Here is a 14447-nt window from a genome sequence, read left to right as displayed (position 1 = left end):
TAAAATGTCAGTAAGAGAAAGCTATGAATTAGCCAAAAAGGAATATGAAAAATGGGGAATTAATGTTGATGAAGTACTTGAGCAGTTAAAACAAGTACCAATCTCCATCCATTGCTGGCAAGGTGATGACGTTGGCGGGTTTGAAGTAAATAAAGGAGAATTATCCGGAGGAATTGATGTAACAGGAAATTACCCTGGTAAAGCAAGAACACCTGAAGAGTTAAGAAGCGACCTGGAAAAAGCGCTATCATTAATTCCAGGAAAACACCGTGTAAATCTTCATGCGATTTACGCTGAAACAAATGGAGAAGTAGTTGAACGTGATCAGTTAGAACCGAAACACTTCGAGAACTGGGTTAACTGGGCTAAAGAACAAGGACTTGGCCTTGATTTTAATCCAACATTATTTTCACATGAAAAATCTGCTGATGGCTTAACACTATCACATCCAGACCAGGAAATCCGTGAATTTTGGATCAACCACTGCATTGCCAGCCGTAAAATCGCCGAATATTTCGGAAAAGAGTTAGGTACACCTGCATTAACAAATGTCTGGATCCCTGATGGGTACAAAGATGTACCAAGTGACCGTTTAACGCCAAGAGTACGATTAAAAGAGTCATTAGATAAAATTTTCGCAGTGGACATTGATGAACAATACAATATCGATGCTGTAGAAAGCAAATTATTTGGAATTGGTTCTGAAGCTTATGTTGTTGGCTCACATGAATTTTACATGGGCTATGCATTAAAAAATAACAAGCTTTGCTTATTGGATACCGGACATTATCACCCAACGGAAATGGTTTCTAACAAAATTTCTTCTATGCTTTTATACAGCGACAAACTGGCATTACACGTATCTCGACCAGTACGTTGGGACAGTGATCACGTTGTCACGCTTGATGACGAGTTAAAAGAAATTGCTCTTGAAATCGTTCGTAACAATGCTTTAGATAAAGTGATGATCGGTCTTGATTTCTTTGATGCAAGCATCAACCGTGTAGCAGCATGGACAATTGGCACACGTAATATGATTAAATCATTACTTAATGCAATGCTTGTACCAAACGACCACTTAAAACAACTTCAAGAAGAAGGAAACTTCACTGAAAGATTAGCATTGATGGAAGAATTTAAAACATATCCATTTGGTGCAATTTGGGATTATTACTGTGAGCAAAACGGTGTTCCTGTGAAGGAAACTTGGTTGGAAGATGTGAAGAAGTATGAGAATGAAGTGCTTTCTAAGAGATAAACGTTCTTAAATTTGAAGGTGGATATTCACATATAATGTCAAAAAGCACAAAAGTGATCAATCAATCACTATGTGCTTTTTGCTGTTTATATTTGTATAATTAAACATTAATCTTAAATTAATTTTCAATTAGGAGCGTATTCTATGTTTCCTCGTATATATATCTGTTTGTTTTTTCTCATATTTATAAGCGGTTGTACTACTTCATCAAAATACGAAGTGATATACAACGGCGAGAAAGGCCAAAAGCAGGAACAATCCGAAATAAATCATCAGGATTACACGATTGCAATCGTACCGAAAGTAACAGGGATTCCTTATTTTAATGCAGTAGAAGAAGGTGCCGTTGAAGCTGGATATGATTTAGATGTAAATGTAATTTACTCCGGCCCGTTAATTGCAGATTGGAAACAGCAGGAAACCATTGTTAATCATTATATTGAACAGAATGTAGATTTAATAGCCGTCTCAGCAAACGATCCTGAAAAGCTTGGTCCAGTCCTAAAAAAGGCAAGCCTTAAAGGAATTAGAGTTATTACATGGGACTCTGATACAAATAAACATTATAGAGAAATGTTTATAAATATGGTTGATCCCGAGGTTTTAGGTAGACATATTATGGATACCCTTTCATCCCGTGTGAATGAACAAGGGAGTTATGCCATAATAACAGGTGCAAGTGATGCAGCTAATTTGAATGAATGGATCGAATGGATGAAGCTGCATCAAAAAGAAAATTATCCGAATATGACGCTCGTTGATATTGTTGAATCAAATGATGATCCAAAACAAGCATATAAGGCAGCAACAGATTTAGTGAAAAAGTATCCTGATCTTAGAGGGATAATTGGTAGTTCATCTGTGGGCCCACCTGCAGCTTCACAAGCAGTTCAGGACGCTGATAAAGCTGGAGATATCACTGTAGTAGGGTTATCAACACCAAATTTGATGAGAGAATATATTAAAGAGGGCTCCTCTCAGGTTGTGACCCTGTGGAGTCCAAAGAAGCTTGGTTATTTAACTGTTAGTGTGGCCAAAGAACTACTGGACAGTCAGGAGATTCAGGATAATCAATATATTTCAAATATCGGAAACATTCGTGTGAAGGAAGATACAGTCATCATGGGTCAGCCAATTGATTTTACAAAGGAGAATATTGATCAGTATGATTTCTAGAATTATGGAAGCGTTACAACTAAAACACTTCCGTCTTAAGACAAAATTAATCATCACCTACATTCTTCTTACCGTTATTCCCATGGCTATTTTAGGGTATATCACCTACTATCAAAATACGAAAGCAATAGAGGAGGAAGTAGGGGAGTATGTACCAAGGCTTTTAAAACAGGCTAATAAGAATATTGAAAATGAAATTAATGAGTTAGGGAATTTACCTAATCTCATATACAATTCAAGTGATGTGATGGCGATCTTGAGGACAAACCCATATGCTGATAGGTCTTCCTTACTTGAAGATCAATTTACAATAGAAAGCTTTCTTTCAAGAACGTATTTAGGGAGTAATAACAATAATATTTTAGGGGCATTTTTACTATCGAAAAATAGATCTTTCATTAGTACGCGTGTATCTTATGAAGGCTTTAATTTTAGTGATCATACCTTTCCATATGGGGAGGCACATGATCTCGGAGGAGATACAAAAATACTTCTGCCGAGTCAAGCCAACTTGTCATTTGAGGGAAACCCTCCATATATGCTTCTTGTTAAGGACATTGTAGACCTTGATAATCGAAAAAATCTAGGGACTTTATTTTTAGCAGTTAAATTAACTTTTATAGAAGAAATACTTGAAGATTTAGATGAAGAAGATAAAGCGACGATGTGGCTAATGGACAGTCAAGGCCAGATTATTTACCACCCGGATCAAAACAAGATTGGTTCTTATTTTGAAGAAGTTCATGATTATCCTCTTTTTAATGGTAGCTTTCGCACAAATAATGACCAAGACAGAACATTAATTAGTATCAACCAGTCTGAGAAACAGGAATGGATTCTTGTTCACAGTATACCGATTACCTATTTAACCGAGAGAACCGATGTGGTTAAAACGGTAGCCATTATTATTTTTATTATTCTTATGATTTTTACAACGATCATTTCGATTGGTGTTGCTTGGAGTGTAACAAAACCAATTAATATTCTAGGGAAAATCATGAAGGACGTTGAACGCGGGAACCTTGATGTGGAAATTCCCATCCATTCTAAGGATGAGGTGGGAATCTTAGCAACTAGTTTTCAATCAATGATTAGAAGAATTAGGGAATTGATTAAGAAAAATTATCACATAGAGCTACGACAAAAAGACGCTGAACTATATGCACTACAGTCGCAAATCAACCCTCATTTTATGTACAACACATTAGAAACAATTGGTGCAGCGATTGAAGATGGAGAATCTGATTTAGTTGTGGATATGGTCGCTATACTGGGAAGAATGCTTAGATATTCACTAAGTAACAAAGATAAAATTGTCCCAATCACAAAGGAAATTCTCCATATTGAAGATTATTTAACCTTGCAGAAATTTCGTTTTGAGGAGAGAATCTCTTTTCAGATTCACCAAAATAAGGAACAAAAAGGGTACTTAACGCCAAAGTTTATTTTACAGCCTATAATAGAAAATTCAATAAAGTATGGAATGCAAAAGCGGAAATCCCTTCATCTTGACATTGAAGTTATCCATAAAGAGGATTCCTCAATTTTGTTTGTGATAAAAGATAATGGTCCGGGGATCGAGACTAAAAAGGTGATTGAGTTAAATCAATTATTAGAGAAAAATCCGTTCATTAATAGAGATTCAGGATTTGGGATAACGAATGTCCATGCTCGAATCGTAATGATGTATGGATCTGAATACGGAATCACAATAGAAAGCAAGGTAGACGAAGGAACGGCTGTAACGATAAGAATTCCACAGAAAATAAAGATGCAAGAAAATGGTGAGTAATCATGACTTCGATTAAAACAATTATTGTAGATGACGAAAGTAGAATACGACGTAGACTTGAAAGGCTCGTTCAAACTTGTGGAGAAGAATGGGAAATTATCAATCTTTTCTCAGATGGAAAAGAAGCTTTTGATGAAATTACAAGCCAATCCATTTCTTTTGATTTACTGATAACAGATGTTCAAATGCCTGAAATGGATGGTTTAACCTTAATCAGCGAATTGAAAAAAACACATTCATTTACTTCTATTATTATAAGCGGTTATGATGATTTCACTTATTTACAAACAGCGATGCGTGAAGGGGCAGTCAATTATATTTTAAAGCCTGTAGATAAACATAAATTTACTGAGCAATTGGAAGAGGTTAAAGTCAAGATTTTTGCTAAACGAATAGAACAACAAAAGTGGAGTGAAATACATGGCAAGGCACAGCAGTTAATTTATACAAAGCAAATACAGTTATTAAGTGAAATCACCTGGAATGATGCAATGGATTTATCTGTCATTGATTGGACAAAGCAATTTCCTGATGGAGTTTATCAATTACTTTATGTCAGTGTAGACCAGAACATTTCTGCAGTAGAAAATCTAGCTTCAACCCAAAATTGGGATTTGAAAATGGAAGAAATGTTCAAACAAAATTCTCAGGAAGCTGCAAGAGAAATGGATTACTGGTGGTGGAGAAGCGGAAAACTTCAATATTGGATCCTCATATGTTTTTCTGACACAAATCATGTTAAAGTTAACCAACTGGTAGAACAGTACAAAGCGGATATACAAAAATTAACTCCGTTTACAATTTCCATTGGAGTAGCTAACCATTTTCAAGAAATCAAATTATTACCTAGTGTAAAAGATCAGCTGTTAACTTTGCTTCAGTACCGGATGATACATGGGGGAAATAAAGTCTATCATCAAAACATGCTTGTTGATTTAACAGTTAATTCACAGCCGAAAAATGTATCATCTATAATCTACAAACAAGTTCATCAAATATTATCATCGCTTGACGGTAAAGGTGAGGTCGAAACCGTAAGTGCTGTACATCAGCTGTTCAAGGAATTAGAAAGCATAAGTTCCCCGACAATAATAGAAGATGCCGTTCATTACTTATGTCTTCAAATCTTTAACAAGTGGATGGAAATTGACGGATTTGGAGAAAATGCTGAAATGCTTTCAAATGTTCTAAAAGTCACAAAAAAGGCGGGCAATTTTACTCAACTGAAAGACAGTATTAAGCATTGGGTAGTTGATATAAAAAGAAAAGTAGATAGTCGAAGAAAAATAGATTCAGATCCTATTCTGCGCGCAAAAAAATGGATTCATGAGAACCTTGGGAAGCATATAACCATTAAAGAAATTGCTGAACACATTTATATGAGCCCGACCTATTTTAGTAACTATTTCAAAGCACAAACCGGTGAGACAATTTTAGATTATATTACAAAATGTCGTTTAGAAAAAGCAAAGGAACTTCTCGAAACAACTGATACAAAGGTTTATGATATCTCATCAAAGCTCGGATACCAGGATACAAAATACTTTAGCCGTCTTTTCAAACAATGGTATGGTCAGTCACCCTCACAATATCGTGAGTATCATTTTAAAAGAGACTAGGATAATTTTTGAAGTAATTTAGCTGTTTAAAAGCAGTCCACTTATATTGGGCTGCTTTTTAGTTTTTTTGAGATTTATATTTTTAATAGTTACTTAGAAAAGAAAGGACATTACTCTCTTAGGAAGCAGCTAGAATGTCCTTCATAAGCTCACAGAAGGACAATTTCCTTTTAAGAAGCAGCTGAAATGTCTTTCATAAGCTCACAGAAGGACAATTTCTTTTTAGGAAGTAGCTGAAATGTCCTTCATAAGCTCACAGAAGGACAATACACTTTTTTAGAAGCTCAGAAATGTCCTTCACAAGTTCTCAGAAAGACAATTCAAACTAAAAGTTATACATAACCTATTACGATTTCATCCAAAACCTAAAACTTAATTTTTTTACATTAACTTGAAACCCTTTTCAAACATCATAATATTCACCCCCCTACCTTAGTTTTGTCTCCTACCATTAATAATTGAAGTTTTATATAGTTAGAGTATCAGAAAGAAAGCGTAATCAGAGAACGTTTTATTAACACCTTTGGAGGGACAATGATGATTAGAAAAGCATCAATTATGTTTGTTTATAAAGATCAGTATGAAGAATATAAACGTCGTCACGATGAGTTGTGGCCGGAGATGGAAAAAGAACTCAAAGAACACGGAGCACATAATTATTCTATTTTTCTAGATGAAGAATCTGGTCAGCTGTTTGCCTATTTAGAAATTGAAGATGAGGAAAGATGGAATCAAATGGCTTCAACAGATATTTGTCAAAAGTGGTGGACGTATATGGAACCTTTAATGGAAACAAGTCCAGATAATAGTCCAGTTTCAAAAGAATTAAAAAGTGTTTTTTATTTAGCTTAAAACACATTAGTTTGAAAGGAGTATGCATATGGCTGGAAAAAAAGGAATGAAATCGACAATCACTGTAGCAATGTCGAACTATTTAGAAGCCGGTTCGATCGTTGCGGGAGCCGGTGGTCTTACACTTTGGATGGAATATTTAAATTTAGATGACTTTAAATTAGGATTACTTGGAGCTTTAAGTGCAAATGGCTTTGGAGCAGCCGTTGGGGCATTAGCTGGAGGAATATTAGTAGATAAATATGGTCGGAAATTAATTTACAAATATGATCTACTATTATATATGCTTGGTGTTCTATTAATTACGTTTTCTTTTAACTTTCCAATGTTATTAATTGGTTATGTTATTACAGGTATTGCTGTAGGTGCTGCAATTCCAGCTGCATGGACATATATTGCTGAAGAGGCTCCGGATAATGAACGGGCTGCTCGGGTAGGATTTGGACAATTAGCGTGGTCAATTGGTCCAGCAGTATCTCTATTACTTTCCGTTGCACTTGCTCCACTAGGTCTTTTAGGAAGCAGAATTATCTTTGCTCAATTATTTGTAATCGCTTTAGTCACTTGGATTTTACAACAACAAATCAATGAATCGGCAATCTGGGAAGAAGAGAAGAAAAAAGAAGAGAAATTAAAAGCTACATTAAAAGCAACAGGTCAAATAGCAGAAAATCCAATAAAGGAACTTTTTACAGTAAAAGCAAATCGCCAAGCAATTATTCTACTGCTGGGAATCTATGTTTTCTGGAATTTAGTTGCAGGGGTAATGGGCTATTTCATGCCATATATCTATGAAACAGTAGGCGGGCTTTCCTCAGCCCAAGCCAATTTATTACAAGCATTTTTATGGATATTAACAGTCGCATCTACTTACTTTGTGTTTATTAAGTTAGGTGACAAAGTTAGCAGGAAAATCCTATATACTGTAGGAGCAGTAATGGGAATAGTAGCATGGGCTGTTCTTTCATTAGGATCAATGGGTCTTACTGAGTTATTCCTATTTGTTATCCTATGGGGGATTGCAGCAGGATTTGGAGCACAGGCATTTTATGGATTATGGGCAAGCGAACTATTCCATACAAAATATCGTGCAAAAGCACAAGGCTTCTTATTCTGTATTGCTCGCGTAGCCGTAGGACTTATTTCGCTTATCGTGCCAACAATGATTACGGTTCTAGGGTTTAAAATATCAGGCTTAATTATGATTGGATTCTTAATAATTGCAGCTATAATCGGTTTTGTAATGGCTCCTGAAACAAGAGGAAAGTCTCTAAAACAAATTGAACAAGAACGTTATAGTGCTTAACATCTATAAACTGATGATACTTAAAATGTATCATCAGTTTTTTGTATGTAACTATAACTTAATACTCTATTATTTTATTCATTTTTCTAATAATATTGAAACCTTATAAAGAAAAAGAATGTTAAGATAATAAAAGGTGTCATTTAAGGGGGGATCTTATGAGTCATGTCATAAAACGTAACAATGTGAAAATCGAGGGTTCAGGTGAAAAAACAATCATTTTTGCGCCTGGATTTGGGTGTGATCAGACAGTCTGGCAAGATGTTAAGAATGCTTTTTTAGACGATAATAAAGTGATTTTATTTGATTATGTAGGAATAGGAAATTCTGATATAGAGTCATATGATCCGGAAAAATATCATACATTATCAGGATACGTTCAGGATTTACTGGATATTTGTTCTGCTTTAGATTTGGAAAAAACTATTTTTGTTGGTCATTCTGTTAGCAGTATGATTGGAATGTTGGCATCAATTAAAAAACCTGACTACTTTTCTACCCTTATTATGATCGGACCGTCTCCATGCTACCTGAACGATCCTCCATCCTATTACGGAGGTTTTGAAAAAGACGATTTGTTGGGGTTGCTGGATATGATGGAAAAAAACTATATAGGATGGGCAAATATGTTTGCTTCAACACTTGTAAATGATCCGAATCGGCATTCATTGTCAAAGGATCTTGAAGACCGTTTTTGCTCTACAGATCCGGTCATTGCCCGCCAATTTGCTGAAGCTACCTTTTTTGCTGATAATCGGGGAGACTTATCTAAAGTATCTGTTCCTTCCTTAATTATGCAATGCTCAAATGATATCATTGCACCTGATGAGGTCGGAGAATACCTTTTAAATCAACTACCAAATAGTGAATTAAAGCGGTTAATCGCAACCGGTCATTGTCCACATATGAGTCATCCTGAGGAAACGATACAAGTCATTCGTCAATATCTGGAGGAGTTTTCTGTAACTGATACTAACTAACATTAAGGAGAAAAGAATGGATGAACAGTTGAACTGCGCACCAGGTGGATTTCTATCATTATCTGAAGATAGCGTAATTCTATCAGTTAATCAAACTCTATGTGAGTTACTCGATCTTTCTTCTGATGTGATAATAGGACAGCATATACATTCAATTTTACCTAAGTCGGCTCGTGTGTTTTACGAACTTTACTTCATGCCACTTGTTCAAATTGGAAAAAGAGTAGAGGAATTGTATATCTCTTTAGTAGCGAAAAATGGGAAAGAAATTCCTGTGCTTATAAATGCTAATAAAAGGGAAAATAAAAGCCAAAATGTAATAGAGTGTATACTTATTCCTATAAAAATAAGAGATGAATATGAAAATGTCCTACTTAATACAAAAAAAGAATTAGAAAAAGCTCTCTTGGATAAACAGAAAGCAGTTTCTGAATTAAGAACTGCGTTAAAGACAGTGGAAGAAAAACAACAAGAATTACTGGGATTATATAAGCAAAATCAAACATTTAAAATCGAAACAAAAAGAGAATTAGAGCTTGCTAGAAAAATACAAGAAACAGCATTAACAGATCGAATTTCCAATGAATGTATACATATAGAATCACATTATAGGGCATCACATGAATTATCTGGAGATATTTATGGTATTTATCAAATTGATAAATACCGGTATGGAGTAATTATTCTGGATGTCATGGGACACGGTATTTCATCTGCATTAATTACCATGTCACTCCAGTCATTGTTTCAAAGATTGATCCCAAAAGATGGAAATCCTCAAACGGTTGTGAAAGAATTGGATCAATATCTACACAATCTCTTTCAAAATAGTGAACAATCAATGTATTATTGTACAGTTATTTATCTATTGATTGATACAGCAGCACAGAAGATTGACTTTATCAATGGCGGTCACCCGCCTGCATTTTTACAAGACACAACAGGAATAAAAGAACTCCAGTCATCTTTTCCTCCTATCGGGACTTTCGAGGGGATAGAATTTAAAACAACAACACTTCCATATGAAAAAGGAAGTAGATTGCTACTCTATACAGATGGTGTAACAGATCCCTTTGGGTTTAATCATTTAAAACCTTTACTCATAGACAATCAAAATATTCCCCTGGTAAGTTTAAAAAAGAAAATTATTCAGTCTATAGATAGCACAGAATTTGCTTATCATGAAAGTGATGATCAGTGTTTTTTAGTAATAGATTTATTGTAAGAACAACATGCGAAATAATGAATATGTTATGACATTTTAAGTGTTTGAAAGTTTAAAGCATCATCATTTATAATACCATTATCACATTTACAGGAAGTGTCCCAATGAATCACCAGCAACTCGATCACTACCTTCGTTCACTCGATGACATTGAAAAAATACAAATTCTCACGAAAGAAAACATAAATGATTACGGTGGAGAGGAACTGGCTACAGATGAGGGCCAAACCATTCCCAGGTTATTAGAACAGTTCTTCTTTGATAAAGGTCCCGTCTTTATTAGTAAACATCATAGATTTGCTGATATGCCTCTGCATATGCATACATTTATTGAAATCAACTATGTTTATTCTGGTGAATGTTATCAAATTCTTAACGGAAAAGAAGTAAAGCTTATTCAAGGACAAATTTGTCTCTTGGATAAGGACGTTCCTCATAGCATACCGGCACTCGGGGAAAATGATATTTTAGTCAATATCATTATGAAAAAAGAAACATTTTCAATGTCGCTTCTAGGACAATTAAGCAACAAAGGGATTGTATCAAATTTCTTAGCAAATGCAATTTCTGAAAATCAACAACACGATCAATATATATTATTTCACTCAGAGCATAATGAAAATTTACAGTACATTGTGAAGAATATGCTGTGTGAATATTTTGATCCTCAGGATTATTCCATGGAAATGGTCAATTATTATATGCCGATTCTTTTTACTGAACTCATGCGTGTGTATCAATTAGATAAGAACTTTGAGTTGGAGCAAACATCCAGTAAGATGAATATATTAGAAATCCTACAGTTTATAGAGCAGCATTATAAAGATTGTACATTAACCGGTTTAGCTAAAAAGTTCAACTTCAATTCAAATTACCTGGGGAATATGTTAAAGGAAAAAACAGGAAAGACATTTCTTGAGCTTGTTCAAACACAAAAAATGATTGAAACGGCATCTTTGCTCCAACATACAGATAAAAGCATTGAAGAGATTGCCTATCAAGTTGGATATGATAGTCTTAGCTTTTTTTATCGAAAGTTTAAAGAATTTTATGGAGAAACTCCTTATAAATATCGGCGAAAGAATCGAAAATAACCTTGTGCAGTGTAAGTGCACAAGGTTATTTTAACTATAGTTGATATTTTCTGATAAGATAGGTTGGCGTACAGCTCCACGCATGACAATAGCTGTTGATGAGATAACTTCCATATGGTGAAAAATCCTTGTTATCCGGATCATATAACTCCCAAAACGTATCGGCACCATCCTTGATCATTTCTCCCCAATAGGCCTTTAACTGAGCTACAGCTTTTTTCTTTTCTCCGACTAAAATTAACGCTTCAACCAAGTAATGATACATATATGGAGTTGTTAACCCGATATCAGGTTTCTCTGATAATAGATGAAGAATTAGCTTTCGATTTGCATCCGGCTCTAATACTTCCGCATGTGCCATCCAAATTTGACTTGCCCAAGATACCTGGTGTTTTGCACCACTTACAAAAAAACCTTTATCATTATCCCAAAGATGTGTAATCGTTGCTTTAACTATACGTTGAAGTTGTTCTTCCAAAAATAGTTGTTTGTCACTATTCATAACCTTTGCCAATTCTATTGTTCGACGAATTGTGTAAATCAAAATAGCTTGGGAAGGTGCTTGTTTGTTAAGATCTTCGTGCCAGTCAATAAATGACCACCATGATTCATCATCTATCACAATTCCTTTATCATCTAGTCGCTCAAGAGCAAGTTCAACTTGCCTGTAAGCAAGTGGCCAAAGCTCTGCTAATGTATTAGTATCTTTTGTTGCTTCATAATAATCAAATAATGTTGTCGTAAACAACAGTGAGTAATCAAACAAATAGGTGTCGTCAGGAATAAGGGAAGGAGCGATAAATAAATTTGCAGAAATTCTCCCTTTATTATCAGGAACACCGGCAAATAGATACAAGCAGCGCTTGACTAAATCATTTGTTTGGAATGTTTCGTAATTAGCAAGGGCCTGTAATCGCAGATCGCCAAGCCATAAGCGGCGGTCTCGTTTTGGTCCGTCTTCAAAAACCTCCTGCATACAATCCTGCAATGTTTTAATACTGACTTTATCAATTTGATCCAGGACTGGATCAAATTGATGAATCTCTGTAACTCTATTAACATCTGCAGAAGTCACAGTTTCACATTGGAGGTTCTCAAAAGCAACCCGATATTTTTTTGAAGTATCTAATACTTCGATTTTTACGTAACGGAAGCTGTAACGACGTGGCAACTCGAGTATTCCTGGCATTACATCTATATGTAACGTTTCTTCCTGGAGCCATGAGGAACTAATCCATCCGTTGTATTCTGAGAAGGGCACAGCCATTTCAACTGGCATTTCACCAAATGTTACCTTCAAATGAAGGGGAGCATCCGGTGGGCTCCCTACTGGAATGATATTCATAGATAGATACCCAACTAGATGAGTGCCGAAGTCAAGAATGACTTCATCACCTTTTCCGTAATCATAGGATGATAGATTGTCTGCTGATTCGATCACCTTTGGTTCCCATCCATGAATTTTAGCAGAGTTTTCTTCAATTTTTACAATGTTTGTTGGTGTTACGGTGTCCTTCACAAACTCGGGCTTTAAGTTCTCAGCTGTTGATATGAACTTTTCATTTCGATCGATAACTTGATTTTCTACTTTTTGGATATGTGCTGTCATATTTTTCTCTCCATTCTATTAAAAAGTTAGTCACGCAGATTGTTCAGTTGAATGATGAGCATGATCACGGTTATTAAGTTCGGCACGAATTTTCGGGAAGATTTTATCAAGATTATAAAAACTCATGATAATCATTGAAATCACAACCATACCAGCCGGAATGATTAAATAATTCATTTTAATCGCGAGCAATGCCGAAGCTGTTTGTGTTTCATTAGGTACATAATTACCCCAACTCATGAAAAGTCCTGAAAGGGCACCAGCAGCAGCAAGCGCTACTTTTCCAATAAATCCATTCAATGACATCATGAGGCCTGCTGCACTAATTCCACTTTTCCACTCACCATAATCAACAGGATCAGCTTGCATAGAGAAATAGATGCTTTGTCTTAATCCAAAACCTAAAGCGGCAATAACAGCACCGATTATTAAACCGGTTACATTGATATCTGCAACTAACATAATAATAATACCTGCAAGATTAATCGTACTAGATATCATAAACAACATTTTCTTATACATTTTTCTCGAAATAAATGGTGTAGCAAATGTACCAATGATCGGCACGAAAGCTCCAATACTAGCAACCACAGAAGCAAGCTCAGGACGTCCTACATTATACGTAAAGTAATAGATTAATGCCCCCTGCATAAAGAAATGAGAGCCCCACATGAAGACAATGTTGATGGCAAAAATATACCAAGGACGATTTCCCTTTAATGAAGAAAATGCCTGTTTTACAGTAACCTTTTCTTGACGAAGTTTTACTTTTTCCTCGACGTTTTTAAAGGTAACAAAGAAGAATACGGTTGCAACAATGGCGAAAATAACCATTGTCCAAAAGAAGCCTTGGGCTTGGGAGCCATTACCCAGCATATTTACCATTGGTAGAGTAATGGCACTTACAGCTGTAGCTCCAATAAATGAGAAAATAATCCGAACTGTTGCTAAATTTGTACGCTCTTGTTCATCACTTGTTAAACTCGGTAGAATTGATGCCAATGGAATATTTACCATTGTATAAGCAGTAGATAAACCGATATAAGTAATATAAGCATAAACCAACTTGCCAACAGGACCAATGTCAGGTACGTAAAAAGCCAATACTGCTAATAGGCCAAAAGGAATCGCACCTAGAAGAAAGTAAGGTCTGGATTTTCCCCAACGAGTATTTGTTTTATCAATAATGACTCCCATAATTGTATCTGTAATCGCATCCACAAAACGTGTAATTAAGAAGAGTAAACTGACCTGCACAAGGGCTAAGCCCATCACATCTGTGTAAAAGAACATTAAATAAAGCGTTATCATTTGCCAGACTAAGTTACATGAGAAATCTGCTACTCCATAACCTAATCGCTGGCGCCATACACCAGTTGAATTCATTTATATTACCTCCGATATTTATAATTTAATTTTAAATTTGAAATAAAGTCTATTTATATTAAAGCGTTTTCTAAATCCGTTCACAATGAGCTTTTTACAGAATAAATTGCTCTTTTTACAGGTGGAGAATTGCGGGAAGCAATCTAAATT

The 14447-nt window shown here is 35.3% G+C and carries 11 protein-coding genes; 9 read left to right on the top strand and 2 right to left on the bottom strand.

Going from position 1 to position 14447, the window contains the following annotated elements; all coding sequences use genetic code 11:
* Nucleotides 1-4: 4 nt before the first annotated feature.
* The 9 genes from rhaA to BK577_RS21895 all read left to right on the top strand — a co-directional run bounded on the left by rhaA (nucleotide 5) and on the right by BK577_RS21895 (nucleotide 11302).
* Nucleotides 5-1258, top strand: a complete 1254-nt coding sequence (gene rhaA / locus BK577_RS21935) for an L-rhamnose isomerase (protein WP_078434894.1) — start codon at nucleotides 5-7, stop codon at nucleotides 1256-1258.
* 144 nt (nucleotides 1259-1402) lie between these two features.
* Nucleotides 1403-2434 (top strand): autoinducer 2 ABC transporter substrate-binding protein, encoded by a 1032-nt coding sequence (locus BK577_RS21930; RefSeq protein WP_078434893.1) that lies wholly within the window; start codon nucleotides 1403-1405, stop codon nucleotides 2432-2434.
* On the top strand, nucleotides 2424-4226 hold the full coding sequence (locus tag BK577_RS21925; RefSeq protein ID WP_078434892.1) for a cache domain-containing sensor histidine kinase: 1803 nt from the start codon (nucleotides 2424-2426) through the stop codon (nucleotides 4224-4226). The genes BK577_RS21930 and BK577_RS21925 overlap by 11 nt, the downstream gene beginning before the upstream one ends.
* A gap of 2 nt (nucleotides 4227-4228) precedes the next feature.
* Entirely contained in the window at nucleotides 4229-5845 is a 1617-nt protein-coding gene (locus tag BK577_RS21920) for a response regulator transcription factor (RefSeq protein ID WP_078434891.1), read from the top strand.
* 537 nt (nucleotides 5846-6382) lie between these two features.
* A complete protein-coding gene (gene rhaM, locus BK577_RS21915; RefSeq protein ID WP_078434890.1) occupies nucleotides 6383-6697 on the top strand; it encodes an L-rhamnose mutarotase in 315 nt (104 codons plus the stop codon).
* Nucleotides 6698-6725: 28 nt separating this feature from the next.
* On the top strand, nucleotides 6726-8003 hold the full coding sequence (locus tag BK577_RS21910) for an MFS transporter (RefSeq protein WP_139367409.1): 1278 nt from the start codon (nucleotides 6726-6728) through the stop codon (nucleotides 8001-8003).
* Between the two features lie 158 nt (nucleotides 8004-8161).
* Nucleotides 8162-8983 (top strand): alpha/beta fold hydrolase, encoded by an 822-nt coding sequence (locus BK577_RS21905; RefSeq protein WP_078434888.1) that lies wholly within the window; start codon nucleotides 8162-8164, stop codon nucleotides 8981-8983.
* A 16-nt stretch (nucleotides 8984-8999) separates the two neighbouring features.
* Entirely contained in the window at nucleotides 9000-10208 is a 1209-nt protein-coding gene (locus BK577_RS21900) for a SpoIIE family protein phosphatase (RefSeq protein ID WP_078434887.1), read from the top strand.
* Between the two features lie 104 nt (nucleotides 10209-10312).
* The gene (locus tag BK577_RS21895; RefSeq protein ID WP_078434886.1) at nucleotides 10313-11302 is read left to right on the top strand and encodes an AraC family transcriptional regulator; all 990 of its coding nucleotides are present in this window, start codon (nucleotides 10313-10315) and stop codon (nucleotides 11300-11302) included.
* A gap of 34 nt (nucleotides 11303-11336) precedes the next feature.
* Here the strand turns inward: BK577_RS21895 and BK577_RS21890 are convergent, their stop codons facing one another.
* Both BK577_RS21890 and BK577_RS21885 read right to left on the bottom strand, forming a co-directional pair.
* Nucleotides 11337-12911 carry an alpha-L-rhamnosidase-related protein gene (locus BK577_RS21890; protein WP_078434885.1) on the bottom strand — a complete coding sequence of 525 codons (1575 nt, stop codon included), beginning with the start codon at nucleotides 12909-12911 and terminating at the stop codon, nucleotides 11337-11339.
* A gap of 30 nt (nucleotides 12912-12941) precedes the next feature.
* On the bottom strand, nucleotides 12942-14297 hold the full coding sequence (locus tag BK577_RS21885; protein WP_078434884.1) for a glycoside-pentoside-hexuronide (GPH):cation symporter: 1356 nt from the start codon (nucleotides 14295-14297) through the stop codon (nucleotides 12942-12944).
* Nucleotides 14298-14447 lie beyond the last annotated feature (150 nt).

Source organism: Metabacillus halosaccharovorans (assembly GCF_002019635.1).
GTDB classification, from domain to species: Bacteria; Bacillota; Bacilli; order Bacillales; family Bacillaceae; genus Metabacillus; species Metabacillus halosaccharovorans.
This window is presented reverse-complemented; position numbering and strand designations above follow the sequence as displayed.

Coding starts and splice junctions, on each gene's coding strand:
- BK577_RS21895 (WP_078434886.1), top strand. CDS start 10,313: ATGAATCACCAGCAACTCGATCACTACCTTCGTTCACTCGATGACATT.
- BK577_RS21925 (WP_078434892.1), top strand. CDS start 2,424: ATGATTTCTAGAATTATGGAAGCGTTACAACTAAAACACTTCCGTCTT.
- BK577_RS21890 (WP_078434885.1), bottom strand. CDS start 12,911: ATGACAGCACATATCCAAAAAGTAGAAAATCAAGTTATCGATCGAAAT.
- BK577_RS21920 (WP_078434891.1), top strand. CDS start 4,229: ATGACTTCGATTAAAACAATTATTGTAGATGACGAAAGTAGAATACGA.
- BK577_RS21910 (WP_139367409.1), top strand. CDS start 6,726: ATGGCTGGAAAAAAAGGAATGAAATCGACAATCACTGTAGCAATGTCG.
- BK577_RS21900 (WP_078434887.1), top strand. CDS start 9,000: ATGGATGAACAGTTGAACTGCGCACCAGGTGGATTTCTATCATTATCT.
- BK577_RS21905 (WP_078434888.1), top strand. CDS start 8,162: ATGAGTCATGTCATAAAACGTAACAATGTGAAAATCGAGGGTTCAGGT.
- rhaA (WP_078434894.1), top strand. CDS start 5: ATGTCAGTAAGAGAAAGCTATGAATTAGCCAAAAAGGAATATGAAAAA.
- BK577_RS21885 (WP_078434884.1), bottom strand. CDS start 14,297: ATGAATTCAACTGGTGTATGGCGCCAGCGATTAGGTTATGGAGTAGCA.
- rhaM (WP_078434890.1), top strand. CDS start 6,383: ATGATTAGAAAAGCATCAATTATGTTTGTTTATAAAGATCAGTATGAA.
- BK577_RS21930 (WP_078434893.1), top strand. CDS start 1,403: ATGTTTCCTCGTATATATATCTGTTTGTTTTTTCTCATATTTATAAGC.